The sequence below is a fragment of the Asticcacaulis solisilvae genome (genome assembly GCF_052327315.1).
In the GTDB taxonomy this organism is placed as follows: Bacteria; Pseudomonadota; Alphaproteobacteria; order Caulobacterales; family Caulobacteraceae; genus Asticcacaulis; species Asticcacaulis solisilvae_B.
Window position 1 is genome coordinate 3,700,589 of the sequence record NZ_CP166196.1, and the last position, 24,668, is coordinate 3,725,256.

Genomic DNA, 24,668 nt, shown 5'->3' on the forward strand with positions numbered 1-24,668 from the left:
ATACTCAGACTATTATTTCAGACCTGTCAATTCGTCAGGCGAGCGCGCGGTAGACGAAATTGCGGAAGCGGACCTCGCCCGTGCCGGCCGCATAGATGGCTGGCTTCAACATCAGGAAGCCGCCACGGACATTGTGGTGATAGCCCGATACCTCCATGCCGCGGTCGAAGCGTTTCCACGTCACACCGTCGGCCGAGGTATGAAAGGCGACGATGTGGCGGTCGTTGCGCAGCCGCATCTTCATGCGCGTACCGTATGGGTTGGCCGGACGGCCGCGCTCGATGCCGTACTGGTGCGTGATAAAGCTTTTGGCGTCGAAGCCCAGGCCGCAATAGAGCTTCTGGTCGTACCACAGCAGAAGACCGGCCCTGGCGCCCGGGTCGATCTCGATATCGCATTCGATCTCATAGGCAGGGTCGCCGACGACGAAGGTGAGCGGCGAAGACGAGCTGGGCGCGTCGCCCGACGCCGCCAGATGAAGCACACCGCCCTCGCGATGCAGACGCTGGGTTTCGGTTGCCGACGGGCTGAAGAAGTTCCATTGCAGCCCGAACTTGTCGGCGGAAAAATCATCCGACAGGGCGATACCGTGCGCCCCGGCCTGCCCGCCTTTGGGCTTGGGCAGGGGCTTCGACAGGTCGCCGCCGCCGATATCGAACCAGCCGTCCTTCGTCCAGGTGACCGGCGCCAGCAGCGCCTGGCGGCCGAGCGTCCAGTAGCCGTTCTCATAGCCGTGGTAGACAGCCCACCAGTCGGCGTCTCCGCTGTCTTTGGCTGGCCCGTCGATCACCGTGGCATGGCCGCGCGACCACCATTTTTCCTCGACCGAGGTCGTGCGCACCAGCGGATTGCGCGGATGCTGTTCCCACGGCCCATGGATCGACTTCGAGCGCGCCGCGATGACCATGTGGCCGGTCGGCGGGCCGGCCGTGCCGCCGACGGCGGTGATCAGGTAGAAGTATTCGCCGTGCCGCATCACCTTGGGGCCTTCGGGCGAAAAGCCTTCGACGTCCCACTCTTCCGGATAGTGCCACGGATCGTAGACGTGCTCGGGCTCGCCCGCGCGCTTCAGCCCGTCGTCCGACAGGCGCACGCGGTCGCCCCCCGACAGGAACAGCCAGCGCGAGCCATCCTCACCGACGACATGGCAGGGATCAATATGCTTCGGCAGGTCGAGGTCGACCGGCTCGCTCCACGGCCCTTCGATATGATCGGCCCAGATGACCCAGGACGTCGTCTTCGAGCCCGGCACGGCGGTCTGCTTGGTCGGGATATAGAGGAAGTAGCGGCCGTTATGTTTGGCCAGCGACACGGCCCAGACCGAACCGATATTGGTCTTCAAGGCCGCCGTTTTCGGCGTCCAGTTCACCAGGTCCTTCGAATGCCAGATGATCATGCCGGGATAGGCGTCGAAGGATGAAAAGGTCATGTAATAGTCGTCGCCGTCTTTCAGGATGGCGGGATCGGGATGGTCTCCCGCGAGGATCGGATTGAGGAAGGCGCCGTTGCCCAGGTCCGCCTTGCGCTGGCCTTCCAGCCCCTTCGCCCAGGTAACGGGCGTCGCGGACTTGACGGGCGCGGCTTCGGCCGCGACCGGTGCGCCGAACAGCAGGGCGCCAAGGCCAACCGATTTCAGGGCGTCGCGGCGGCTGGTTTCACTCATGTTTCGTCTCTCGGATATAGAAAAGGCGCCGGTCCGGGAACCAGCGCCAGGTGCCCAGCCTGTATGACCATGTCGGTCCAACGGGGAGCTGGTAGGGGAACCGGCGGACAAAATTTTGTCCGCCGGGTAACAGGTTAGTATTTGTAGCGCACGCCGACCGTGATCTGACGGCCGGTCGAGGCGTAGGAGGTCACGACCGGGTTCGACGTGTAGGCATAGCGGTTCGAGGTCTGGTTGGTCAGGTTCAGCCCTTCCAGGCGGACAGCCAGGTGCGGGGTGAAGTTCCAGGTCAGGTTGCCGTCGACATTGAGGGTCGACTTCGAGAAGGCGAAGTCATTGACCAGCGGGCTGTCGCACGCCACCTGGGTGGCCGAGGCCGCCGCCGGCGTGGTGGTGATCGTCGGGTTTTGCAGGCCGGGGTTACACGAGCCCGCCGCGATCGGGAAGGTCGTGTCGTAGCCGGCGCGCTGGGCGATCGACACCCGCGCCGAGAATTGCGGCACTTCGTAGTAGAGGGTGAAGTTGATCGCGTCCGGCGAGGCGTTGAGCCACGGACCGTTGGCGTAGGTGATCGGCTTGGTCTGGACGCCGTTCACTTCCGTACCCGGATCGATGATGTACTTCAGCTGCGATTCGATGTGCGTGGCGTTCAGCTGCATGCCGAAGTTCTTGACGAAGTCCGGAATGAACTTGAAATGCTCGGGCAGGTAACCGAAGTCGGTCTGGAAGTTGAATTCCGCGCCGCGCAGATAACCGCCGGGCGCATCGCGGAACTGGCGCGCCGTGACCGAGTTGTTGGCGTTGATATAGGCCGTCTGGTTGGCATTGCTGGCGAACTGGGCCTGCAACGCCGTCAGGGCGTCACCGCTGAAGAAGGACTGGATCGGGGCGTCGAACAGCACGGTCTGCGGGAAGGTGCTGATCTCCTTGTCGAACAGGGCGAACGACACCAGCGAGTTCTTGGCGAAGTACCATTCCACGCTCCAGTCGTAATTGGTCGAGCGGAACGGCTTCAGCTTGGTGTTGCCGATGGTGATGCTGCCGCCGACAGAGGACCCGTCGGTCGGGATCGACACGGCGGTAATGGCCGGGTTGAGGTTGCCGAGCTGCGGACGGGCCATCGCCTTCGACGCGGCGAAGCGCATGTTGAGCGTGTCGGTGATGTGGTAGTTCAGGTTCAGCGACGGCAGGGTGTCGGTGTAGTGGTTGGTATCCTGCACCGGACGCTGCTTGTTGTCGTGGCCGGTCGCGACCACGTCGGTCGTGGCTTCACGCACGCCGATATTGCCGGTCAGGTCGCGGCCGAAGATGTCGTGGCGGAAGTCGAGCTGGACATAGACGCCCGTGTCCTTTTCCGTAACGCCGTACTGGGCCGCACCGCTCTTCAGGTTGGTCAGGCGGAAGTCGCCGTACTTGTTGACGCAGTTGCAGTCGAAGCCGAACGTGGTCGAGAACGCGTCGATGTTCGGCGCGAAGAAGCTGGTCGGCGTGCCGGCGGAGACGTCCAGGCCCTGGCCGAACTGGTGGACGGAGCCCAGCGAAGCGACGCTGACGTGCGCTTCCTTTTCGGTCGGCGCCAGGGTGTCGGTCGGACGCTCCCACTGGTCGGTCGAGAAGATGTACTTGCGCGAATTTCCGCCGAAGGTCAGTTCGTAGTCGTCGGTGATGTTCCAGTCGAAGTCGATCTTGGCCTGGCTGTAATTGTTCTTGGTCGTGCGGATATAGTTCCGCATGGCCGAGAAGCCCTTGATGATGCCCCACTGCGTCGGGTCGGCGACGTTCCAGCCCGGATTGACGACCGGCATGTTGGGGCTGCCGCGTTCGTCATAGGTGAAGGTCTCGGGACGGTCCATCGAGTCGAATTCGACCAGCAGGCCCTGGTTGACGTTGATCGACCGCGAAGCGCCGACGACCGCGTCCACCTTGAAGTTGCTGCTGAAGCGCTTGGTCAGGTTCACCGATACCTGGTCGAAATTGGTGGTGTAGTAGCTGGCGTCCGCCGCCGAGCGCCAGTCGACGTTCGACAGTTGCAGATAGTCCGCCACGCCGTTGTCGACCTGCGCCGCCAGGACCTTGGTCGTCGGCCGGCCCATCAGGGCGATCATGCCGCCGATGCCGTAGGGATCGGCGACGTAACCCGGCGAATTCGGGTTGTTGTAGTAGTCGTAGGGATCGAGGTTGTTCGGGTTGACCGAGAAGATGTTGCTGTTGAGCACGGCGGCCGCACCGCCCGGCCCCGTGGAATAGGCCGGGGTCGTGCCGTAGAGCTGGGCGCCGCAATCGACGGCGTAGACGATGTCGCTGGCGGCCTGGGCCTTACACACGCCGGGATAGAGGCCGTGGCGCGTCGAAATCTGGGCCGCGGTGATCGGCGACGACGGCGCCGTCAGAGTATTCAGCGTCGCATTGGTATTGTTGCGGTTAAGGCCGACGCTCTGGATCTGGTAGTTGGTGCTTTCGTTGTGGAAGCGCGAATGCAGGTAGTCGACCGTGACGCGGGTATCGTCGTCGAGCTGCATCTGGAAGGACGACGTAATGCCCAGGCGGTCCGAATGCAGTTCCTGGTCGTTGAGCGTCGCCAGCGCCGGAATGCGCACGGTCGAGTCGTCATAGCGCCCCGCCGTCGAATTGCTGGACGGATAGAGGGCGGCATAGGCCGCGGGGTCGGAGCCGGTCATGGCCGCCAGCACTTCCGGGTTGGAAATGGCCGCGACGTTACAGATCGTACCGGCCGGCGTGGTCGCGCTGGTCGAGGTGCACTTGCCCGACGCCGTGAGCACAGTCTGCGGGAAGGTCGTGCCGGTCGGCGCGGCGAAACCGGCGCGCTGCGGGTATTCGTTACCGGCCCACGAGGTGCCGCGGTAATCGTAGTCGGCCGACCCGGCCTGGCGCGCATAGGAGCTGATCGAGGTGTCGCGCGACTGGTAGGCGCCCGAAATCAGGAAGCCGAGCTTGCCGCCCGCCCAGCGCTGCGAAAACAGGCCGGCGATACGCGGGTTCTGGTGCTTGCCGTTCTCGTAATAGGCGTCTTCCGCCGACAGGGCCATCTTCAGGCCCTTGTAGTCGAACGGGTGCGCGGTGTTCAGGTCGACGGTCGCGCCAAGGCTGCCTTCGTCGGTCTGCGCCGCCGTGGTCTTGCGGACCTGGATGTTGTTGAACAGTTCGGAGGCGAAGGTGTTGAAGTCGAAGCTGCGCGAACGGTTGGGCGAGGTGCCGGAATCGTTCGACCCCGCCGTCGACAGGGCTTCCATGCCGTTGATGCGGACGCGGGTGAAGTCGCCGCCCAGGCCCCGGACCGAGATGGTGCGGCCTTCGCCGTTATCGCGGTCGATCGAAATGCCGGGAATGCGCTGGAGGCTTTCGGCCAGGTTGGCTTCCGGGAACGAGGCGATGTCGTCGGCGTTGATGGCGTCGAGCATGACATTCGACTTGCGCTTGGTGTTCAGCGCGCTTTGCAGCGACGCGCGGTAACCCGTCACGACGATGGTGGTGCTGTCGCCGGCCGGCTGCTTCGCGTCCTCCGCGTGAGCGTCGGTAAAGGCCAGACAATTGCCCAGCGCCAACAGCGAAATGCTGTAAAGCCACGCTTTGGACACACTATTCCCGTGCATTTTTTGGTTTTTCATAATTTTTCCTTCCCAGCGAGCCGACTAAGTTCAGCCACTCTTTTTTAACCCTGTGATCAACTTTCACCATTGATACCGGTGTCATTGATCATCATTGGGCGTCTGGGAAAGTGGTAGCGTTACCGACCCGTCATTTGCAAGGTTAATTTGCCCTTAAAATGTCTTTTTTGCGACTAGCCGGACAATATGTGACAATAAGGACACGTAACAGCAACGGATCGCGTTCGGCGATACTTCCGGAATTCGAATACTGAAATTTGCCTTACGAATACAATGTCTGCGGTTGACAGCGCTGACAAACGGCCAGAATTTACCCGTAAAAGAGAACGCTGCTATTGTTTCATCGCGGCAACAGCAATTTCCGCGATCGCCAGGTCCTCTTCCCCCGCCAGGCCGCTGACCGCTACGGCGCCGACGCATTGACCGTCGATCACCACCGGCACGCCGCCATCCCAGCCGACATAGCGGTCATCGCCGTGATAGCTCATCAGCGCATTGTCGGTGAAGGTGGCGCGCCCAATCTCGCCCGAAAATCCGCGCAGGCGCGCCGCCGTATAGACCTTGTTCTGGGCAATGACGATCGACGGGAAATTGGCGCCGTCCATGCGATACAACGCGATCAGTTCGCCGTGGCTGTCGCCGACGGCCACGGTAGCCGCCTTGCCGCGCCGGCGCAGCTCGGCCACGGCCGCATCGATCGCCAGTTTCGCCTCGGCTTCGCCCAGGGTCTTGAAGGTTTGCATCGCTGTGGTCTCCCATTTTTGAGCCGCGATTCGCGGCCTCTTGACGACAACGTTGTCAGCGTGGTCCAGTCGGCGCAATCAAATAATAAGGGAGATCGTCATGTCCATAGTGTCGCCTCGCCGGCGCAAAACCCGATGGCTGGCCGCCGCCGGCCTGTGCCTTTTATCGGCTGCCGCCATGTCGGCGCAAGCCAGGACGCATCATGGGAAAGCCGCCGCGAAAGCCGCCATGGTCGATCCGACGCAGGTCCACTTGGCCTTGTGGCCGCAGGCGAAGTCGCCGGTCGGACTGGACCCCGCCATCGAAACGAAGATCGACGCGATCCTGGCCAAAATGTCCGTCGAGGAAAAGGTGGGGCAGACGCTTCAGCCTGAGTGGAAATCGATTACACCCGATGAAATGCGCGATTATCACATCGGCAGCATCGAAAACGGCGGCGGCGCCGTGCCGGGCGGCAACAAGCACGCCAGTGTCGAGGACTGGGTCAACCTGATCAATCCCTACTGGGAAGCGTCGGTCGATCCGCGCGCCAATACGGTGCGCATTCCGATGATGTGGGCGTCGGACGCCGTCCACGGCCACAACAACGTCTTCGGCGCGACGCTGTTTCCGCACAATATCGGCCTCGGCGCGGCGCACGATCCCGAGCTGATCCGCCGTATCGGCGGAGCGACCGCCGCCGAGGTGCGCGCCACGGGCATGGACTGGTCGTTCGCGCCCACCATCGCGGTCGCCCGCGACGACCGCTGGGGCCGGTCGTACGAAAGCTATTCCGAAGATCCGAAGATCGTCGTGCAGTACGCTGGCGAAATGGTCAAAGGGCTGGAAGGCGAAGGCAAGACCTTCCTCGACAAGGACCACGTCATTTCGACCGCCAAGCACTTTTTAGGCGACGGTTCGACCGCCGGCGGCCGCGACCAGGGCGACTCGCTGGCATCCGAGGCCGACCTGGCTCGGCTGCACGGCGCCGGCTACCAGGCCGCCGTCGATGCCGGCACGCAGTCGGTCATGGCGTCGTACAATTCCTGGCACGGTATCAAGATGCACGCCAACCATGCCCTGATGACCGACGTGCTGAAGGGCCGGATGGGCTTCGACGGCTTTATCATGGGCGACTGGAACGCCCACGGCCAGATCCCGGGCTGCAGCAATGCCGACTGCCCGGCCGCCTTCAATGCCGGCCTCGACATCTACAACGTGCCGCAGGACTGGAAGGCGCTTTACGGCAATATGGTGCGCGAGGTGAAGGACGGCACCATCCCGATGAGCCGGCTGGATGATGCGGTGCGCCGTATCCTGCGCGTCAAATTCCGCGCCGGCATTTTCGACGAGCCGGCACCGAAGGACCGCCCCGATACCTTTAAAAACCTGGGTGCGCCCGAACACCGCGCCATTGCGCGCGAAGCCGTCGCCAAGTCGCTGGTCCTCCTCAAGAACAATGGCGTCCTTCCCGTCAAGGCCAATGCCAATATCCTGCTGGCCGGCGACGGCGCCGACAATGTCGCCATGCAGTCGGGCGGCTGGACCCTGTCGTGGCAGGGCGCCGACAACGGCCCGAACGACTTCCCCGGCGCGACCTCGATCTATGCCGGCATCAAGGCGGCGGCGGAAAGCGCCGGCGGCCACGTCACCCTGTCGGCGGATGGGGCGTTCACGCAGAAGCCCGATGTCGCCATCGTCGTCTTCGGCGAGACCCCCTATGCCGAATTCATGGGCGACCAGACCGACGTGGCCTTGCACCACGACAATGTCGAAAGCCTGGAACTTCTGAAAAAGCTGAAAAGCCAGGGCATTCCGACCGTCGCCGTGCTGCTGTCGGGCCGTCCGCTCTATGTCAATCCGCAAATCAATGCGTCGGACGCCTTCGTCGCGGCCTTCCTGCCGGGCTCGGAAGGCGAAGGGGTCGCGGACGTGTTGCTGGGTCGCCAGGACTTCAACGGCCGCCTGAGTTTCTCGTGGCCGAAGCGCCCCGACCAGACGCCGCTCAATGTCGGCGATAAAACCTACGATCCGCAGTTTGCTTACGGTTTCGGCCTGACCTACGCGGCGCGGAAAACCACGCCGCAACTGCCCGAGGTCAAGGAAACGACGCGCTACGGCGAGCGCAACGTCTACCTCGCCAAGGGCCAGTTGTGGAACGGATATCACCTGACGATCGGCGACACGAATGCGCCGCACATGGCCTATGTCGGCACGCGCACCACGCTGTACGGTTCGGCGGCGATCACCGTGCAGCCGGCGGATAACGGCATCCAGGCCGAATGGGCGGGCAAGCGTAATTCATGGGTGGATATCGGCGCCGACGCGCCTTCGGACGTGGCGCGCGAAGCCAACGGCGCCATGCTGTTGAGCGTCAGCCTGACCGTCAAGTCGGCGCCGTCGTCGGAGGTCCGCCTGGGCGTGGGCTCGGCCTCCGTGCCGGTGACCAAGCTTTTGACTCCAGGCGCGGTGACCATCAACGTACCGCTGTCGTGCTTCAAGGCGCAGGACCTGTCGAAAACACCAAGCGTCATGCACCTGGAGACCAAAGGCACGCTCGACGTCGTGCTGACCGAGGTGCGCCTGAGCGAGACCAAGCAGGGCGCGGCCTGCCCGGCGGAATAATTGTGGATGCGTCAGAGCTCGATGGCTTCTGCCGTTCCCCCTTCCGTCATCCGCCGCTTGCCGCGGCGTTTGCCACCTTCCCCTTAAAAGGGGAAGGAAGGGAGTTTCACTATCCAATTCCTTCCCTGCGCAGCGGGGAAGGTGGCTGGGTCGGCGTCAAGCCGATCCAGACGGAAGGGGCAGATCCGTCGTTGTTGCAAGCGGCCTTGCTGTTATGACGTTTCCAGACGCCGCAGCACGGCTTCCGTAATCGCATTACAGCGCGCGCCGAGGAAGGCGAAGGCGTCACCGAACGCGCCCGACAGCTGTTTGTCGAGCGCTTCACGCAACAGGCGGCGGGCGCGGTGATGCCGCGTCTTGACCGTCGCGGCCTTCAAGCCGAGTTGTACGGCGGTGTCCTCGACCGAGCAGCCTTCGACTTCGCGCAGCAGGAAGACCAGCCGGAAGTCGACCGGCAGATCGTCGACCGCGCGTTCCAGCAGGCGGCGCATCTGGGCGCGCGCAGCCTCGTCTTCCGGCCCGGCCGGAACAGCGGTCAGCGGAAAGGCCACGACATTGGGCTGGTTTTCGATCGCCGTCATTTCGACCGTCCTGCGCCGGCGGCGCAGGCGCGCGCGGGCTTCGTTGAGCGTGATGGCCGACAGCCAGGTGAACAGGCCGCTGTCGCCGCGAAAGCCCGCAATGGCGGCAAAGGCGTGCAGATAGGCTTCCTGCAAGGCGTCCTCGGCTTCGTCGTCATTGCCGAGTACGGCGCGAGCAATGCGGAACAGGCGCTGGTTGCAGCGCTGCATGATGGCGCGGAAGGCGTCGCGGTCGCCCGTGCGGGCGTGCATGACCAGGGCGTCTTCGCTTAAACCCCGATAATCTATGGCGGTCAGCATGACGATCCTTCCCGGAACGATTTCAGCACGTCCGTGACACGGTCCGCAAGGCGGGTCATTTTACCGTCAGGCGGATCGTCATGGTAGGGTGGTAGCGGCATGTGACCTCATAGGTTCCGGAATGCTTCAGCACGACGCTGCGGCTTTCGCCCGGCTTGAGGTCGAGATCGAACTCGCCCTTCGCCGTGGCCGTGTGGCGGAAGGAATCCGCATTGGTGAAGACCAGGGTGTCGCCGGCTGTCAGCCCGGCCGACGGCGGCTGGAAGGCCATGTCGCGGATGAACACCGTCGCGCTCTGCGAGGTGCGGGCGCCGGCCGGAAAGGCCAGCGCCAGCACGGCGGCCGCTACAAAAGCGATATGCCTCAATGCAGTTCCCCATCGACCATTTCGGCGTGGGCCTGGTGGGCTTCGAACAGCTTCAGCCCGGTTTGCAGCAGCGATTTCAGGTCGGCGTTCTGCGCATTGGGAATCAGGGTGTCACGCAGGGCGCCGTTGACCGTCTTGTGGTAGGCGACCTCGTTGTCGACATAGGCCTTGTCGAAGGCAGCGCTGTCGAGCGCCTCCAGCTTTTTCGCCTCGGCGTCGGCCCCGGCCTTCAGCGCCTGGCTGGTGGCGTTGTCCTCGGGTGTGACTTTCAGCTTGCCGAGCAGGGCCAGGGCCTTGTCATTGACGGCCTTGTGGTCGCGCGCCATGTCCTCGGCGAAGGCGCGGACCCTGGGATTGTGCGATTTCTTCAAGGCCAGTTTGGCGGCGTCGATATCGATATTGCCCGCCGTATAGGCGATGTGGGCGATCTGCGCGTCATTGATCTGCGTGTCGGCCAGGGCCGCGGCCGGCAGCATCAGGGTGGCAATCAGGCATGCGGTGCGTACGAACATCACTATCCTCCTCGGGATTTGCAGCGCGCGCCTCTCGCCACGCCTGACCATTGGATGCGCCGGCCGCCGAAAGGTTCCCGAAAATCCTTCCCCCTTGACTCTTATTTCGAATGGGAACAAAAAGAGAACATAATTCCGAAGAACTCGGAGCAATGGTGGTTGTCATGTCGAAGCTCTCACACACGGGACTCGCCCAACTGCGCCAGCGGATCCAGGCGCTCGACGGCAGCCGGCGCGCGGCCGGCGTGTTGCCGTTCGGCATAGCCGCGATCGACGACCGCCTGCCGGGCGGCGGACTGGCGCTGGGCGCGCTGCACGAGGTGGCGGGTCACGGCGACGGGGTCGTCGACGGCGCCGCCGCCGGATTGTTTGCCGCCGGCATCGCCGCGCGCACGGCGGGCAAGGTCCTGTGGTGCGTTACGCAGTCCGACCTGTTCGCACCCGGCCTGGCGCAGGCCGGGCTGTCGCCCGGCCGCGTCATCCACGTCGAGGCCGGCGACGACAAGACGCTGCTGGCCGTGTGCGAGGAGGCCCTGCGTCACGGCGGCCTTGGCGCCGTGGTCGGTGAGGTAGCGAAACTGCCCATGGTGGCGTCGCGCCGCCTGCAGCTGGCCGCCGAGGACCACGCCACCCTGTGTCTCATCGTGCGGCGCTGGAAACAGGTCAAGGCCGCCGCCGAATTCGGTCAGCCGACCTCGGCGACGACGCGCTGGCGTGTGGCGGCAGCGCCATCGTCCCCCCTGCCCGTCCCCGGCCTGGGCCGGGCGCGCTGGGACCTCGAACTGATGCGATGCAAGGGCGGAGAAGCCGCCCGTTTTACCGTGGAGGCCTGCGATGAGAAGGGTCGTCTCGCTCTACCTGCCGCGCTGGTCCACCGACCGGCTGCGCCGCCGCCCCGGCTGCGCGCTGCCTCCTGAGCAGCCTCTGGTCCTGAAAGGCATGGACGGACGCAAACGCGTCGTCACCGCGCTCGACAAGGCCGCTGCCGACCAGGGGCTTTATGTCGGTATGCCGCTGGCCAAGGCGCAGGCCCTGGTCGAGGGCCTGGTGGTCCACGACGCCGAGCCCGAAGCCGATGCCGAAGCGCTGGATACCCTGGCGCGCTGGGCGCTCAGGCGGTTTTCGCCCGTGGTCGCGGCCGATGCGCCGAACGGCCTGGTCATCGACATTACGGGAGCCGCGCACCTCAACGGCGGCGAAGACGGCGTGCTCGACCGGCTGGTCGAGGCGCTGAAGGCTGAAGGCGTCACGGCGCGCGCCGCGGTCGCCGATAGCTGGGGGGCGGCTCACGCGGCGGCGCGCTTTTTGCCGAAACGCACCGCCGTCATGGGCCCGGCCCGCGACTGGCTGCCTGCCCTGCCGCTCAATGCCCTGCGTCTGACGCGCGACGTGGTGTCGGGCCTGAGCTTGCTGGGTTTCGATACGATCGGCGACCTTGTAGACCAGCCGCGCGCGCCGCTGATCCGCCGCTTCGGCCTCGACCTGGCGCGCCGTCTCGACCAGGCGTTCGGTCACGTGCCCGAACCTATCGATCCTATCCGCCTGCCCGATGTCACCAGCATCGAACGCCATTTCGCCGAACCGATCGGCGCGCCCGAGACGATCGCCCGCTATACCGGCAAGCTGACCGAGACCTTGTGCGACGCCCTGGAAGGCAAGAGTCTGGGCGCGCGCCAGCTCGACCTGGTCTTCTACCGCACCGACAATCGCATCGAAGCCGTGCGCGTCGCCATGGCGCGGCCGGTACGCGATATCAAGCGCCTGACGCGATTGCTATGCGACCAGATCGAAACCGTCGACCCGGGCTTCGGCATCGAGCGCATGCGGCTTGTCGCCACCGAGGCCGAGCCCTTGATTCCGACACAGACGGGCAGCGATGACGCGGCGCAAACGCCCGACATCTCGGTCCTGGTCGATATCCTGAGCAATCGCATCGGCGCGGACCGTATCTTCTGCCTGCAACCGATGGAAAGCGACGTGCCCGAACGCAGCGTGGCGCGAACCGACGTGCTTGGAGCCGGCGCCGGGCTGACCTGGCCGGCGCACTGGCCGCGCCCCTTGCGTCTGTTCCGCCGGCCGGAAACCGTTATTACCCTTGGCCGCCTGCCCGACTATCCGCCGAAAGCCTTTATCTGGCGAGGAATCCGCCACATCGTCACCCATGCCGACGGCCCCGAACGCATCTTCGGAGAATGGTGGAAGCGCGAGGCCGAGACCGACGCGCTGCGCGACTATTTCCACGTCGAGGTCGAGGACGGCCGCCGCTTCTGGCTGTTCCGCACCGGCGACGGCGAAAGTGACGATCCCGAACAGCACAAATGGTACGTACACGGAGTCTTTTCGTGACGTCGTACATAGAGCTTCAGGTCACCACGCAGTTCTCCTTCCTGCGCGGCGCCAGTTCGTGCGACGAGCTGTTCGCGCGAGGCCGCGAACTGGGGCTGGAGGCGCTGGGCGTCGTCGACCGCAATTCGGTCGCCGGTATCGTCCAGGCCTACCAGGCGGCGCGGGAGCACGGCGTCCGCCTGGTCGCCGGCTGCCGGCTGGATCTCGCCTGCGGGACGTCCCTGCTGGTCTATCCCATGGACAAGGCCGGCTGGTCGCGCCTCTGCCGCCTCCTGTCTCTGGGCAAGCGCCGCGCCGGCAAGGGCAAATGCCACCTCGAGTGGGGCGACGTGGCGGATTGGAACGAAGGCCTGATCGCCGTGCTGGCGCCGGACATGGCCGACGAAGCCTGCGCGCTGAATTTACGCCGCCTGAAGGCAATTTTCGGCGACCGCGCCTATCTGGCCCTGACCTTGCGCCGCCGGCCGAACGACGCCCTGCGCCTGCACGACCTGTCGCGTCTGGCCGAAAGCACCGGCGTACCGACGATTGCCAGCAACGATGTGCTGTTCCACGCACCCGAACGCCGCATTCTGCAGGATGTCCTGACATGCATCCGCCACAACTGCACGATCGACCAGCTGGGGTTCCGCCGCGAGCGCCACGCCGACCGCTATCTCAAACCTCCGGAAGAGATGGCGCGGCTGTTCGAGCGTTATCCGGAAGCGGTCGCTCGCACGCGCGAGATCATGGAGCGCTGCACCTTCTCACTCGACCAGCTGAAATATCAGTACCCGGACGAACGCATGAATCCGGACGTGCCGCCGCAGGAGGTGCTGGAACGGTTCGTGCGCGAGGGTGCGGACAAACGATATCCCGAAGGGGTTCCCGAAAAGGTTCGCAGGCAGCTCGACACCGAACTGGCCCTGATCAACAGGCTCGGTTACGCCTCCTATTTCCTGACCGTGCACGACATCGTCTATTACGCGCGCTCTCAGGACATATTATGCCAGGGACGCGGTTCGGCGGCCAACAGCACGGTCTGCTTCGTACTGGGCATCACCGCCGTCGATCCGATGAAGCACGACCTTCTGTTCGAACGCTTCATCTCGGAAAACCGCAACGAACCGCCCGATATCGACGTCGATTTCGAACACGAGCGGCGCGAAATCGTCATGCAGTGGGTGTTCCAAACCTATGGCCGCGACCATGCCGCCCTTGTGTCGGTCGTCAGCCGCTACCGCGCCAAGGGCGCCATCCGCGATGTCGGCAAGGCGTTGGGCTTACCGGAAGACATGCTGCGTACCCTGTCGCAGCAATTCCGCCACTGGGGCACCGAGGTCGATCCCAAGCGCTTCGAAGGGCTGAACCTCAACCTCGCCGACCGGCGTATCCGCCTGACCTGGGAACTGGCCAACCAGTTGATCGGCTTTCCGCGCCACCTGTCGCAGCATCCCGGCGGTTTCGTGCTGACGCGCGACCGGCTGGACGACCTGGTGCCGATCGAGCCCGCCGCCATGGAGAATCGCCAGGTCATCGAATGGGACAAGGACGATATCGACATCCTGCACTTCATGAAGGTCGACTGCCTGGCCCTGGGCATGTTGTCGTGCATGAAGCGCAGCTTCAACATGTTGAAGGCGCACAAGGATATCGATATCGATCTGGCGGCCATCCCGCAGGAAGACGAAGAGACCTACGACATGATCTGCAAGGCCGACACGATCGGCGTCTTCCAGATCGAAAGCCGGGCGCAGATGTCCATGCTGCCGCGCCTTCGCCCGCGCGAGTTCTACGATCTGGCGATCGAGGTGGCGATCGTCCGTCCCGGGCCGATCCAGGGCGACATGGTGCACCCTTATCTCAAGCGACGGCACGGCCTGGAAAAAGTCGAATACCCGCATCCGGATCTCGAAAAAATTCTGGGCCGCACCCACGGCGTGCCGCTGTTCCAGGAGCACGCCATGAAGGTCGCCGTGCACTGCGCCGGGTTTACCGCCGACGAGGCCGATCATGTGCGCCGCAGCCTGGCCACCTTCAAACACACGGGCGGGGTCAAGAATTTCCGCGACAAGATGATGCAGGGCATGCTGGAACGCGACTATACGGAAGAATTCGCCCTGCGGCTGATCAAGCAACTGGAAGGCTTCGGTTCCTACGGCTTTCCGGAAAGCCACGCCATTTCCTTCGCCATGATCGCCTATGCCTCGTCGTGGATGAAGTGCCATCACCCCGATGTCTTCTGCGCGGCCCTGCTCAATTCCCAGCCCATGGGCTTCTACGCGCCTGCGCAGCTGGTGCGCGACGCGCAAACCCACGGCGTCGAAATCCGGCCGGTGTGCATCAACGCCTCGCACTGGGACTGCACGCTGGAAGAAACGGGCAGGACGCACGCCGTCCGGCTGGGCCTGCGCATGGTCAAGGGCCTGTCGAACGCAGACGGGGCGCGGCTGGTCCTTACGCGCGAAACGCCGTTCACCTCGATCGAGGACGCCTGGCAGCGCAGCGGCCTGCCCGTATCGACCCTGGTGCGGCTAGCCGAGGCCGACGCGTATCTGCCGTCGCTCAAGGTTTCGCGACGCGACGCCCTGTGGACTTTGAAGGGGTTGCGCGATACGCCGCTGCCGCTGTTCGACGCCGTGCAGGCCATCGACATGCCGGAACCCACGGTCCGGCTGAAGGCCATGGCGGCCGGACACGAAGTCGTGGAAGACTATGGCCATGTCGGCCTGTCGCTGCGCCGTCATCCGCTGGCCTTTCTGCGCGGCGACCTCGATGCGCGCTGTATATCCAGTTGCGAGGCGGCCACCGGCCGCCCGGACAAGGCGCGCGTCACCGTGGCCGGCATGGTGCTGGTGCGCCAGAAGCCGGGTACGGCCAAGAACGTGACCTTCATGACGATCGAGGACGAGACCGGCTCGGCCAATATCGTTATCTGGTCGAAGCTCTACGACGAACAGCGCCGGCTGATCCTGACGACGCGCATGGTGGCGATCGAAGGGCAGGTGCAGCGCGAGGGCGAGGTCGTGCACATCGTGGCCCGGCGGCTGATCGACCTGTCGGCCGAACTCGACAGCATCAGCGAACGCGACGACGCCTTCCCGGTGCCGTTCGGACGCGGCGACGAATTCCGCCGCGGGGAACCCGGCCCCGACCCCAGGACGCGGTCGAAGGTGATGAAGCGCACGGGCAGCCGCGCCGCGCAGTCGCCGGTCATCCTGGTGCCGTCGCGTGACTTCAAATAGGTTACTTGGCGTCCGCGAAGTCCGGACGCGTCACCGACAGCAACAATTGGCCATCCAGCATGCTGACCTGGCGCATGGCCTGGTCGGCCTGGGCCTGGGAGTGCGTGACCATGACCACGGTCGAGCCGGCGGAATTGAGCGATTTCAGAATGGCCATGATCTGGGCGCCATTGTCGCTGTCGAGATTGCCTGTCGGTTCGTCGGCCAGGATCAGGTCGGGCGCGCCGACGATGGCGCGGGCAATCGCCGCCCGTTGCTGCTGACCGCCGGACAGTTGATGCGGGAAATGCCGGGCACGGTGGGCGATGCCGACGCGGTCCATGGCGGCCTCGATCAGGTCGCGACGGCGGCCGGAGAGATTGTCGCGATAAAGCAGCCCCAGCTCGACATTTTCATAGACGGTCAGGTCGTCGACCAGGTTGAAGCTCTGAAAGACGAAGCCCAGATGGCGGGCGCGGAACCTGGCCAGCTTCGGTTCCGAAAGGCGCGTCAGGTCTTCGCCGTCGAAGCGATAGGCGCCGGACGTCGGCCGGTCGATCGTGCCCAGGATATTGAGAAGGGTCGATTTGCCGCAACCGGACGGCCCCATGACCGCCAGGAATTCGCCACGCTCGATCCGCAGGTCGACATGGCGCAACGCCACCGTCTCGACATCGGCGGATTGATAGCGGCGCGCAATGGATTGAAGTTCGATCACGGCAAAAAGGCCCCCGGCTCAGGTCAACGCGCGTCCGCCTGGCCCGCCGCGTATAAAGGCTGTATCACACAGCGATGCCGGGCAGGAAGGGACGTGGACGTGATCGGGCGGCGACACGAAAAATGGCAGCGTGTCCCAACCCGATCAGTCCCCTCGTAGTCCCCCCAAAAAATCCGGAAAGCTTGCCGAGGCAAAAAGGCAAGAGCCGGATTTCGAAAACAATTTTAGCACAGCAGACACAATCGAGATAGCTCCATGAAAAACGTTAAGTCACAGAAAATATTTGACTTTCCAAAAATATCGGTCATTTTGAAAAACGCCTGTTCTGCCTACCTGTCCGAAATCGAACAATGCCTGCCGTCCACCGCACCGTCCTCTTCCTCGATGATGATCCTGACATCCTGACCTCGGCCGACCTGGCGCTGGGCCGGCATGGTTACGCGGTGACCGGCGTCCAGAGTCCGGACGCCGCGCGCGAGCATCTCGAAGCCGGGCGTTTCGACCTGATCCTCCTCGATCTCAACTACCGGCGCGGCGACACGTCCGGGGAAGCCGGCCTGGCCTTCCTGGAAGAGCAGATGCGCCGCGATGCGCGCACGCCCGTTGTCGTCGTCACCGGCCACAGCGGCCTTAACATCGCCGTCCAGGCTATGCGGCTGGGCGCCGAAGACTTCATCGTCAAGCCGTGGAACAACGACCGGCTGGTCGCGACAGTGGAAAAGGCCATAGAGGCTCCGCGCCAGCGCGCCTCCGCGCCACCGCAGGACCTCAATCTCGAACGGTCGGAGCGCGAAATGATCAAGGAGGCGCTCAACCGCAACGCCTTCAATATCTCGCAAGCGGCCAAGGACCTGGGCCTGACGCGGGCCGCCCTTTATCGCCGCATGGAAAAGCATGGTCTCTAAACGGTTCCTGCTGGCGGTCGCCGGGCACTGCGGGGTTTTCGCGTGCGGCCTGCTGGTATGGTCCATGGCGGCACAGGGCCACTTCGCCACCGCCCTTGTCCTGAGCCTGTGCGCCCTGTTCCTGGTCAGCCTGCTGATGCGCGCCTATCCGGTGCGCCCCCGGCAACGCCCGTCGGTTCCCGAATCGACCTTCGTGTCGGAACAGAGCCGCCGGCGGCTGGAGGCTCTGATCGACCAGACGCCGTCGCCGCTGCTGCTCCAGGAAGATCACGGCCGGCTGATCGCTGTCAACCGCGCCGCCCGCAAGCTGTTCAGCGCCTCGTCGGAAGTGCCGCGCGCCATGCGTGAAGCCCTGCTGGGCCCGGCCGGGCGCATCGGCGAACTGAAAAGCCAGATTGACTGGGGCGGCACGCGCTATGCCGTACAGTCGGCGTGGCTCGACCAGGCGGCCCTGGCGGTCCTGGTCGACATCACGCCCGAGGTTCGCGCCGCCGAGGCCCATGCCCTGCGCGACCTGTTGCGGGTCCTGAACCACGAACTGATGAACGCCCTGACGCCGGTGGCCTCGATGAGCCGCAGCGCGCTCGACCTGATCGAGGACAATACGCCCGGCAGCATCGAGCAGGCGCGCAAGGCGCTTGAGCGCGTCGTGGCGCGCACCGAAGGCCTGGTCGGCTTCGTCGAATCCTATCGTATCCTCACGCGGCTGCCGCAGCCGGACCTCGGCTCCGTGCGGCTTGCGCCCTTCATCGATGAAATCGCCCAGGAATTCCGCGCGCGCTGGCAGCCGCAGGGCGTCGCGCTGGAAGTCGACCTTTCCGGCGACGGCGATATCGCCATGGACAGGGTGCAGATTCGCCTGTGCCTGACCAATCTGCTCAACAATGCCTCCGAGGCGGCCATGGAACGGGACGCGCCCCGTGTCAGGCTCATCGCCACCGCAACCGCGGCCGGCGCAACGGTCGCGGTCGAGGACAGCGGTGGCGGGGTGTCGCCGGAGTTGGCTGAAACCGTTTTCCTGCCGTTTTACACGACAAAGGCGACGGGTACGGGCGTGGGCCTCAGCCTGGCCCGCCAGATTTTGCAGGGACACGGTGCAGCCCTGTCCGTTTCAGCCTCCGATGCATTGGGCGGCGCCCATTTTTCCTTTGCCTTATCGGCCGCAAATTAACACAAATCGGTGCAAACGGGGTTGTTAACCTTGAAACCGTGATCAATCACGATTAGGGTGAAGAGGTCGCCGCAATCACTTCCCCCCTCGAACGCGGCGACATGGCGGACGGCTTGCCCCCCAAGACGTCCGCCTCCCTCTCCTCCCCCCATCGCAAACCGTCACGACCGGCCAGGAAGTTTCACTTCCGGCGCGGATCGATCAGGCCCGCGATTCGCACGGGGCTTTTCCGCCGATTCATAAGGTCCCGGCCCACGCCGTCACCGCGGCAGGGCACAGGGGTACGAGGCAACAAAATACTTGACGCAAAAATGATACCGGTGTCAATACTGTGCGACAGGGGCGCAAGCGACTGGCTTTCGCAAAACATACGTATAAAGTCCGTAGCGTCGCCACATCCATATTGTCGGGGGAACCACCGTGCCTGCCAACCGTCTGCTTCTCATCCTCGGCGCCATCTGCGCCGTGACTGCCGTCTCGCTGCCCGCCTCGGCCGACACCGCCGCCACGGTCGCCGCGCGCTCCGATTTCTTCCACGGCCTCGGCAAGTCGTTCAAGGGCCTGCGCGAAGAGCTGAAGGCGCCGTCGCCCGACCTCACCCTGGTGCGCAAATACACGGGCGACCTCGCCGCCGCCGCGCCGAAACTGCCGGCCCAGTTCCCGGCCGGCAGCGGCCCGCAACCGGGCGTCAAGACCGAGGCCAAGGCCGAGATCTGGAGTGACGCCGCGAAATTCCAGCAGGCTGCCGGAGCGCTCAACACCGCCGCGCAGGCCCTGAACACGACCGCGCAAGGCAGCGACATCGCGGCCATCCGCACGGCGACCGGTAATCTCGGCCAGACCTGCAAGACCTGCCATATGAGCTTCCGCCAGGAAAACCACTAAGCGATGGCCGAAACCGGCACGCGCATCGCCGTCTGGGACATACCGGTCAGGCTCTTCCACTGGAGCCTGGCAGGCCTGATCGCGTTTGCGTGGTGGAGCGCCGAAACGCACCATCTCGACTGGCACAAGATCGCCGGTTCGCTGATCGCAGGCCTGCTGGTCTTTCGGCTGTGGTGGGGCGTGTTCGGCGGCTCGACGGCGCGTTTCGCCGACTTCGTGCGCGGCCCGGGCGCCATCCTCGACTATCTACGCGGCAAGGCCAAGGGTTTGAGCGCCGGGCATAATCCGCTCGGCGCCTTGAGCGTCCTGGCCCTGCTGCTGGCGGCCTTGACCGTCGTGGTCAGCGGCCTGTTCACCGTCGATACCGACGGCATCGAATCCGGGCCGCTGTCGAACCTGGTCGATTTCGACCAGGGGCGCATCGCCGCCGAAATCCACGGCTATGGCTTCAATGTCCTCGAAGTCCTGGTGGTCCTGCACCTTGTGGCCATCGCCTGGTACGCCTTCGTCAAGCGCGACGGCCTGATCGGCGCCATGCTGCACGGCAAGCGGACAGCCAGGGGCGAGATGGCCGCCATGAAGCCGGCGCGTTTATGGGCGCTGGTCGTCGGCCTTATACTGGGCGGGGGCGTGGCGGCTTACCTCATCCATCTCAGCGCCCTGTCCTGAACATTTGCGTAACCTTTGTTTGGTAAAAAACGAACCGGTGGCAGAAGCCGCAGGAAGTTCGTCAGTGTCCCATTCGATCCGCCTTTCCGATTCGTCCGCACCGCGTTTAGCGCGCGCCCGCCAGCGTGTCACGCTGGCCGGCCTCAAGATTCTCGTCGCCGAAGATGTCGAGATGGTGCGTGACCTGATCACAATTCTTCTGACGCGCGAACAGGTGTCGGTCACCTCCGTCGACAACGGCCAGGCCGCGCTCGACATGGCGGCGACGCAAGCCTTCGACGTCATCCTGATGGATATGTCGATGCCGATCATGGGCGGCTTCGAAGCGACCCGGCGCCTGCGCCAATCCGGCGGCCCCAACGCCCACACCCCCGTCATCGCCCTGACCGCCAACGTCTCCAAGGCCGAGATCGCCCAGTGCCAGCGCGCCGGCATGGACGGCCACGTGCCCAAACCCTTCTCGCTGGAAGCCCTGTCCGACGCCATTTCCGGCCTGCTGCACGGGGAATAGCCCCCGTTTTTCCCAAAAAACGTCGTTAACAGACTGTTTCTGGCTTAAGCATAGAATCGGCCTGTACTGATGTTAGGTGCCGCATGACCCACGCCTTGAAAGCCGCCCCGCAAGACAATGCCGTCGATGCCTTTATCGCCGATGGCTTCTACAGGTTCGGCGAAGTCCTGTCGCCGGCGCCATGCGAAGCGCTGATGCAGGCTGTGCGCGCCTCGCGCAATTTCGGACCGGATATCTTCCTCAGTCAGGCCGCCTTCGAAGCCGACCCGCAGTTCAAGGGTGTCAACCCCCAGCCGGGCCGCAATCTGCTGCACGCCCTGTCGTCGCTGTCGGACTTCATCCTGGCCGACGACGCGATCCGCGGGCCGGTCGCCGACGTCCTGGGCGCCGATTTCGAGGTGCTCGATTCGAAGTTCGTCTGCGGCGTGCCCGAACGCTGGCTGCCTGACTGGCTGGCGCCGCGCATCCGCGGCAATCCGGTCAATAACCTGGGCGCCTACATAAAGCCCGAATACCGCGACATCACCTATTTCTACGGCATCGACTTCCACCAGGACATTATCGACTGGAAGAGCCGCACCGCCGACTTCCTGACGCTCTACGTCTATATCCACCCGGTGACGGCCGGCGACGCGCCGCTCTACGTCATACCGGGCAGCCATGTGCTGGGCGCCACCCTCTTCCCGCACGACCTGGTGCCCGACACACGCAACAAGGGCCACTGGCGCTATTCCGACGGTTTCGGCCGCAGCGTCGGTGTCCAGGACATGATGCTGGTCGGCGGCACGGGCTACGCCGCCATGTGGCACAGCTTTACGCTGCACGGCACCCAGCCCGTGTCGTCCGATTCCGAACGCTTCTCCGCGCGCTACATCCTGACGCGCGGAAGTGCCGAAAAGACCGGCATGGACGCGGTCAACGCCACGATCGACGGGCCGCTGAGCCTCGAGGAAACGCGCCGCGACCTCGACGCGCATGGCGCCGCGCAGATCAAGGCCAATACCATCATCACGCGCCCGGAATGACTTTGGTTGCCTTAAGGTCTTTGGCGGCGGACGACAGCGACCGCCTGTTCGACTGGCGCAACCGCGACGACGTCCGCGCCTACATGTATTCCGACGGCCTGATCGGCCGCGACACGCATGACCGCTGGTTCAGCGGCGCGCTTGTCGCGGCCGACCGCCGCTACTGGATCATCGAATGGGACGGCCTGCCGGTCGGCCTGGCGAATCTGGCCGACATTTCCGCGATTCATGAAAAGGCGGCCTGGGCCTATTACCTGGCCGACCCGGCGACGCGCGGCAAGGGCATCGGCGCCTGCATCGAGTATCTGATGATCGAAAAGGTCTTCGGCGAATTCGCCCTCGAAAAACTGTGGTGCGAGGTGCTCGTTTCCAACGAAGCCGTATGGAAGCTGCACGAATCGTTCGGGTTCGTGCGTGAGGCTCTTTTCCGCCGCCACGTCGTCAAATCGGACGGCCCGCACGATGTCTACGGCCTGGGCCTGCTCAAATCCGACTGGCAAGACAGGCGCGACGCGGCCCGGGACAGGCTCGCAATCCGAGGTTTTCAGCTTTGATACATCAAAGCCTTTATTAACGATCTTGGCGTTACCCTTTTGACATAGTTCTCAAGGGTCTTGCCATGTCCCGCCTGTCTCAGCGTATCACCCCCGCCCCCGCCGCTCCGGACACCGCGCCTGAAATCGCATCTCAGCGCATCGCCATCGCGCGCCCCTACATGCCGGCGACCGCGGCCATCCTTCCCTACCTCGAAAGCATCGAGCAATCGGGTTGGTATTCCAATTTCGGCCCGGTCAACCAGGCACTGGAAGCCCGGCTGGCCACGCGGTTCAAGGACGGCACGCGCATCGTCACCGTGTCAAATGCGACGCTGGGCCTTACCGCCTGCCTGAAGGCGCTCAAACTTCCGCAAGGGAGCCTGTGCGCCCTGCCGTCGTGGACCTTCGTCGCCACCGCCCATGCCGTGACGGCCGCCGGCCTTACCCCATGGTTCGTCGATGTGCGCGAAGACACGTGGATGCTCGATCCCGAGACCTTCGCGGCGCAATTGAAGCACGCGCCCGGCCCGGTCAGCGCCGTCATCCCGGTCTGCGCCTTCGGTCAGCGCCTTGATCTCGACGCCTGGACGGCCTACGACCGCAACAGCCCGATCCGCGTCGTCATCGACGCGGCCGCCGCCTACGACACCGCGACCACCGCCGATATCCCCGTCGTCGTCAGCCTGCACGCCACCAAGGCGCTCGGCGCCGGCGAAGGCGGTTTCGTCGCCGGCCCGCGCGATTTCGTCGAGCGCGTGCGCTCGATCACCGCCTTCGGCTTCTACGGCACACGCGAATCGCTGCGCCTGGGCACCAATGCCAAGATCAGCGAATACACCGCCGCCGTCGCCATGGCCGCCATGGACAACTGGACGGCAACGCGCCAGACCTATCAGCGCGTCGCCCAACGCCTGCGCATCCTGTTGATGAACGCCCCCGTCGCCTTCCAGGACGGCTGGGGTCTCGACTGGATTACCTCGGTCTGCGTCGCCCATGTCGGTGACGGCCGCAGCGCCGAGGTTGCCGAGGCCTTGGCCGCGCAGGGCATCGATACCCGCATGTGGTGGGGAATGGGCTGCCATACCTCGCGCGCCTTCGCCGAATTCCCGCGCACGCCCTTGCCGGTCACCGAACGCCTGGCAGCCTCGACGCTTGGCCTGCCCTACTTCGCAGCGATGGGCGATGAGGATATTATCCGCCTCGCCACGGTGCTGGGCCATTATCTGAGATAGCTATGGAAACCGTCCTCGTCTTCCCCTGCGGTCTGCCGGAATCGGTCGACTACGCCGCCCGCGCGAAATCGGCCGGCAAGCGCGTCGTCGGCGCCTCGTCCTTGCGCTTCGACCCCGCGGCCGTGCATTACGACGACTGGCACTTCCTGCCCTATGTCCACGAGGCCGATTTCCGCGAAGAGCTGATGCGGACGCTGGAGACGACAGGCGCGCGCTCGATCTTCACGCCCCACGACGTCGTCTCGACCGTGCTGACCGAGACCCTGCCGGACACCGACATCAAGCTGCTCAACACGTCGCCCGTCGCGGCGAAGATGCGCGAATACCAGGCGCTTTATAACCGCGCCGACCGCATCGCGGCCGACGACGACTGGTTCATGGAAGCGCAACAGCCGCGCCTGTCGGGCGCCATGCTGGCCGGCACCCTCAGGCTGGTCGACACGATCGGCGGCATGACCGACAACGACAAGATCGCCGCCATGATCGAAGCCTTCCGGTGCGCGCCCAAGGGCGACATCGTCGAGATCGGCTCATGGTGGGGACGCTCGGCCGGGCTGATGCTGCTGCTGGCGCGCCATTACGATATCGGCAAGGTGCTGTGCATCGATCCGTGGGTCAACGATCGCGCCGTCATGGACCAGGGCGTGGATGCGCTGGATCGTTCCACCGCCAATGTCGACTGGGAAGAAGGCTACACCATCTTCCAGTGCAACCTGGCGCCGCTGGCCGGCGGGCGGCTCAACGTCTTCCGCGGCCTGTCGGTTGAGGCGGCGAAGCACTACGGCCCGGGCGCGCGCATCGTGTCGGAGACCTTCGGCGAGACGGACTATTCGGGGCAGATCAGCGTCCTGCATATCGATGGCAACCACACCTTCGAACAGGCCGACCTCGATACGCGCCTGTGGACGCCGCATATGGCGCCGGGCGGCATCGTGATCTTCGACGACTATGTCTGGGCGTTCGGCGACGGCCCCAAGCGCGTCGGTGACGCCTATCTGGCCGACCACGCGGAAAACGTCGCCTTCGCCTTCGTCATGGGCACGGCCCTGTTCGTCAAGCTGAAGGGCTGA

General features: G+C 64.5%; 20 protein-coding genes. 13 read left to right on the forward strand and 7 right to left on the reverse strand.

Annotated features, from left to right (window positions below; all coding sequences use genetic code 11):
- Positions 1-34: 34 nt before the first annotated feature.
- The 3 genes from AB8717_RS17410 to AB8717_RS17420 all read right to left on the reverse strand — a co-directional run bounded on the left by AB8717_RS17410 (position 35) and on the right by AB8717_RS17420 (position 6,032).
- Positions 35-1,663 (reverse strand): family 43 glycosylhydrolase, encoded by a 1,629-nt coding sequence (locus tag AB8717_RS17410; protein ID WP_443748580.1) that lies wholly within the window; start codon positions 1,661-1,663, stop codon positions 35-37.
- 134 nt (positions 1,664-1,797) lie between these two features.
- Positions 1,798-5,259, reverse strand: coding sequence for a TonB-dependent receptor domain-containing protein (locus AB8717_RS17415; RefSeq protein WP_443748581.1), 3,462 nt, complete (start codon positions 5,257-5,259; stop codon positions 1,798-1,800).
- A 362-nt stretch (positions 5,260-5,621) separates the two neighbouring features.
- Positions 5,622-6,032, reverse strand: coding sequence for a GlcG/HbpS family heme-binding protein (locus AB8717_RS17420; protein WP_443748582.1), 411 nt, complete (start codon positions 6,030-6,032; stop codon positions 5,622-5,624).
- Positions 6,033-6,132: 100 nt separating this feature from the next.
- Between AB8717_RS17420 and AB8717_RS17425 the strand changes: the two genes are divergently transcribed.
- Positions 6,133-8,637 carry a glycoside hydrolase family 3 N-terminal domain-containing protein gene (locus AB8717_RS17425; RefSeq protein ID WP_443748583.1) on the forward strand — a complete coding sequence of 835 codons (2,505 nt, stop codon included), beginning with the start codon at positions 6,133-6,135 and terminating at the stop codon, positions 8,635-8,637.
- Positions 8,638-8,849: 212 nt separating this feature from the next.
- Here AB8717_RS17425 and AB8717_RS17430 read toward each other — a convergent pair whose 3' ends face one another.
- From AB8717_RS17430 to AB8717_RS17440, 3 genes are read right to left on the reverse strand one after another with little or no spacing between them, the layout of a single operon-like run.
- On the reverse strand, positions 8,850-9,518 hold the full coding sequence (locus AB8717_RS17430) for an RNA polymerase sigma factor (protein WP_443748584.1): 669 nt from the start codon (positions 9,516-9,518) through the stop codon (positions 8,850-8,852).
- Between the two features lie 55 nt (positions 9,519-9,573).
- A complete protein-coding gene (locus AB8717_RS17435) occupies positions 9,574-9,885 on the reverse strand; it encodes a cupredoxin domain-containing protein (protein WP_443748585.1) in 312 nt (103 codons plus the stop codon).
- Positions 9,882-10,397: a DUF4142 domain-containing protein gene (locus AB8717_RS17440; RefSeq protein ID WP_443748586.1), complete on the reverse strand. Its 516-nt coding sequence runs from the start codon at positions 10,395-10,397 to the stop codon at positions 9,882-9,884. The genes AB8717_RS17435 and AB8717_RS17440 overlap by 4 nt, the downstream gene beginning before the upstream one ends.
- Before the next feature lie 164 nt (positions 10,398-10,561).
- Here AB8717_RS17440 and AB8717_RS17445 point away from each other — a divergent pair, with 164 nt between their 5' ends.
- From AB8717_RS17445 to AB8717_RS17455, 3 genes are read left to right on the forward strand one after another with little or no spacing between them, the layout of a single operon-like run.
- Positions 10,562-11,314 (forward strand): ImuA family protein, encoded by a 753-nt coding sequence (locus AB8717_RS17445; RefSeq protein ID WP_443748587.1) that lies wholly within the window; start codon positions 10,562-10,564, stop codon positions 11,312-11,314.
- Positions 11,232-12,743 (forward strand): Y-family DNA polymerase, encoded by a 1,512-nt coding sequence (locus tag AB8717_RS17450; RefSeq protein WP_443748588.1) that lies wholly within the window; start codon positions 11,232-11,234, stop codon positions 12,741-12,743. Before AB8717_RS17445 ends, AB8717_RS17450 begins: the two co-directional genes overlap by 83 nt.
- On the forward strand, positions 12,716-15,967 hold the full coding sequence (locus AB8717_RS17455) for an error-prone DNA polymerase (RefSeq protein WP_443748589.1): 3,252 nt from the start codon (positions 12,716-12,718) through the stop codon (positions 15,965-15,967). The genes AB8717_RS17450 and AB8717_RS17455 overlap by 28 nt, the downstream gene beginning before the upstream one ends.
- 1 nt (position 15,968) lies before the next feature.
- Here AB8717_RS17455 and AB8717_RS17460 read toward each other — a convergent pair whose 3' ends face one another.
- Positions 15,969-16,664, reverse strand: coding sequence for an ABC transporter ATP-binding protein (locus tag AB8717_RS17460; protein WP_443748590.1), 696 nt, complete (start codon positions 16,662-16,664; stop codon positions 15,969-15,971).
- A 350-nt stretch (positions 16,665-17,014) separates the two neighbouring features.
- Here AB8717_RS17460 and AB8717_RS17465 point away from each other — a divergent pair, with 350 nt between their 5' ends.
- The 9 genes from AB8717_RS17465 to AB8717_RS17505 all read left to right on the forward strand — a co-directional run bounded on the left by AB8717_RS17465 (position 17,015) and on the right by AB8717_RS17505 (position 24,668).
- Positions 17,015-17,569 carry a response regulator gene (locus AB8717_RS17465; protein ID WP_443748591.1) on the forward strand — a complete coding sequence of 185 codons (555 nt, stop codon included), beginning with the start codon at positions 17,015-17,017 and terminating at the stop codon, positions 17,567-17,569.
- On the forward strand, positions 17,559-18,740 hold the full coding sequence (locus AB8717_RS17470) for a sensor histidine kinase (protein ID WP_443748592.1): 1,182 nt from the start codon (positions 17,559-17,561) through the stop codon (positions 18,738-18,740). Before AB8717_RS17465 ends, AB8717_RS17470 begins: the two co-directional genes overlap by 11 nt.
- A 420-nt stretch (positions 18,741-19,160) precedes the next feature.
- Positions 19,161-19,625, forward strand: a complete 465-nt coding sequence (locus tag AB8717_RS17475) for a c-type cytochrome (RefSeq protein WP_443748593.1) — start codon at positions 19,161-19,163, stop codon at positions 19,623-19,625.
- A 3-nt stretch (positions 19,626-19,628) separates the two neighbouring features.
- Positions 19,629-20,294 (forward strand): cytochrome b/b6 domain-containing protein, encoded by a 666-nt coding sequence (locus AB8717_RS17480; RefSeq protein ID WP_443748594.1) that lies wholly within the window; start codon positions 19,629-19,631, stop codon positions 20,292-20,294.
- A 64-nt stretch (positions 20,295-20,358) separates the two neighbouring features.
- The gene (locus tag AB8717_RS17485) at positions 20,359-20,805 is read left to right on the forward strand and encodes a response regulator (RefSeq protein WP_443748595.1); all 447 of its coding nucleotides are present in this window, start codon (positions 20,359-20,361) and stop codon (positions 20,803-20,805) included.
- Positions 20,806-20,888: 83 nt separating this feature from the next.
- Positions 20,889-21,830, forward strand: a complete 942-nt coding sequence (locus AB8717_RS17490) for a phytanoyl-CoA dioxygenase family protein (protein ID WP_443748596.1) — start codon at positions 20,889-20,891, stop codon at positions 21,828-21,830.
- Positions 21,827-22,384, forward strand: coding sequence for a UDP-4-amino-4,6-dideoxy-N-acetyl-beta-L-altrosamine N-acetyltransferase (pseH, locus tag AB8717_RS17495; protein WP_443748597.1), 558 nt, complete (start codon positions 21,827-21,829; stop codon positions 22,382-22,384). Before AB8717_RS17490 ends, pseH begins: the two co-directional genes overlap by 4 nt.
- 65 nt (positions 22,385-22,449) lie before the next feature.
- Positions 22,450-23,598, forward strand: a complete 1,149-nt coding sequence (locus AB8717_RS17500) for an aminotransferase class I/II-fold pyridoxal phosphate-dependent enzyme (RefSeq protein WP_443748598.1) — start codon at positions 22,450-22,452, stop codon at positions 23,596-23,598.
- Positions 23,599-23,600: 2 nt separating this feature from the next.
- Positions 23,601-24,668: a class I SAM-dependent methyltransferase gene (locus AB8717_RS17505; protein WP_443748599.1), complete on the forward strand. Its 1,068-nt coding sequence runs from the start codon at positions 23,601-23,603 to the stop codon at positions 24,666-24,668.

Coding starts and splice junctions, on each gene's coding strand:
- AB8717_RS17410 (WP_443748580.1), bottom strand. CDS start 1,663: ATGAGTGAAACCAGCCGCCGCGACGCCCTGAAATCGGTTGGCCTTGGC.
- AB8717_RS17420 (WP_443748582.1), bottom strand. CDS start 6,032: ATGCAAACCTTCAAGACCCTGGGCGAAGCCGAGGCGAAACTGGCGATC.
- AB8717_RS17425 (WP_443748583.1), top strand. CDS start 6,133: ATGTCCATAGTGTCGCCTCGCCGGCGCAAAACCCGATGGCTGGCCGCC.
- AB8717_RS17430 (WP_443748584.1), bottom strand. CDS start 9,518: ATGCTGACCGCCATAGATTATCGGGGTTTAAGCGAAGACGCCCTGGTC.
- AB8717_RS17440 (WP_443748586.1), bottom strand. CDS start 10,397: ATGTTCGTACGCACCGCATGCCTGATTGCCACCCTGATGCTGCCGGCC.
- AB8717_RS17445 (WP_443748587.1), top strand. CDS start 10,562: ATGTCGAAGCTCTCACACACGGGACTCGCCCAACTGCGCCAGCGGATC.
- AB8717_RS17450 (WP_443748588.1), top strand. CDS start 11,232: ATGAGAAGGGTCGTCTCGCTCTACCTGCCGCGCTGGTCCACCGACCGG.
- AB8717_RS17455 (WP_443748589.1), top strand. CDS start 12,716: ATGGTACGTACACGGAGTCTTTTCGTGACGTCGTACATAGAGCTTCAG.
- AB8717_RS17465 (WP_443748591.1), top strand. CDS start 17,015: ATGCCTGCCGTCCACCGCACCGTCCTCTTCCTCGATGATGATCCTGAC.
- AB8717_RS17470 (WP_443748592.1), top strand. CDS start 17,559: ATGGTCTCTAAACGGTTCCTGCTGGCGGTCGCCGGGCACTGCGGGGTT.
- AB8717_RS17480 (WP_443748594.1), top strand. CDS start 19,629: ATGGCCGAAACCGGCACGCGCATCGCCGTCTGGGACATACCGGTCAGG.
- AB8717_RS17490 (WP_443748596.1), top strand. CDS start 20,889: ATGACCCACGCCTTGAAAGCCGCCCCGCAAGACAATGCCGTCGATGCC.
- pseH (WP_443748597.1), top strand. CDS start 21,827: ATGACTTTGGTTGCCTTAAGGTCTTTGGCGGCGGACGACAGCGACCGC.
- AB8717_RS17500 (WP_443748598.1), top strand. CDS start 22,450: ATGTCCCGCCTGTCTCAGCGTATCACCCCCGCCCCCGCCGCTCCGGAC.
- AB8717_RS17505 (WP_443748599.1), top strand. CDS start 23,601: ATGGAAACCGTCCTCGTCTTCCCCTGCGGTCTGCCGGAATCGGTCGAC.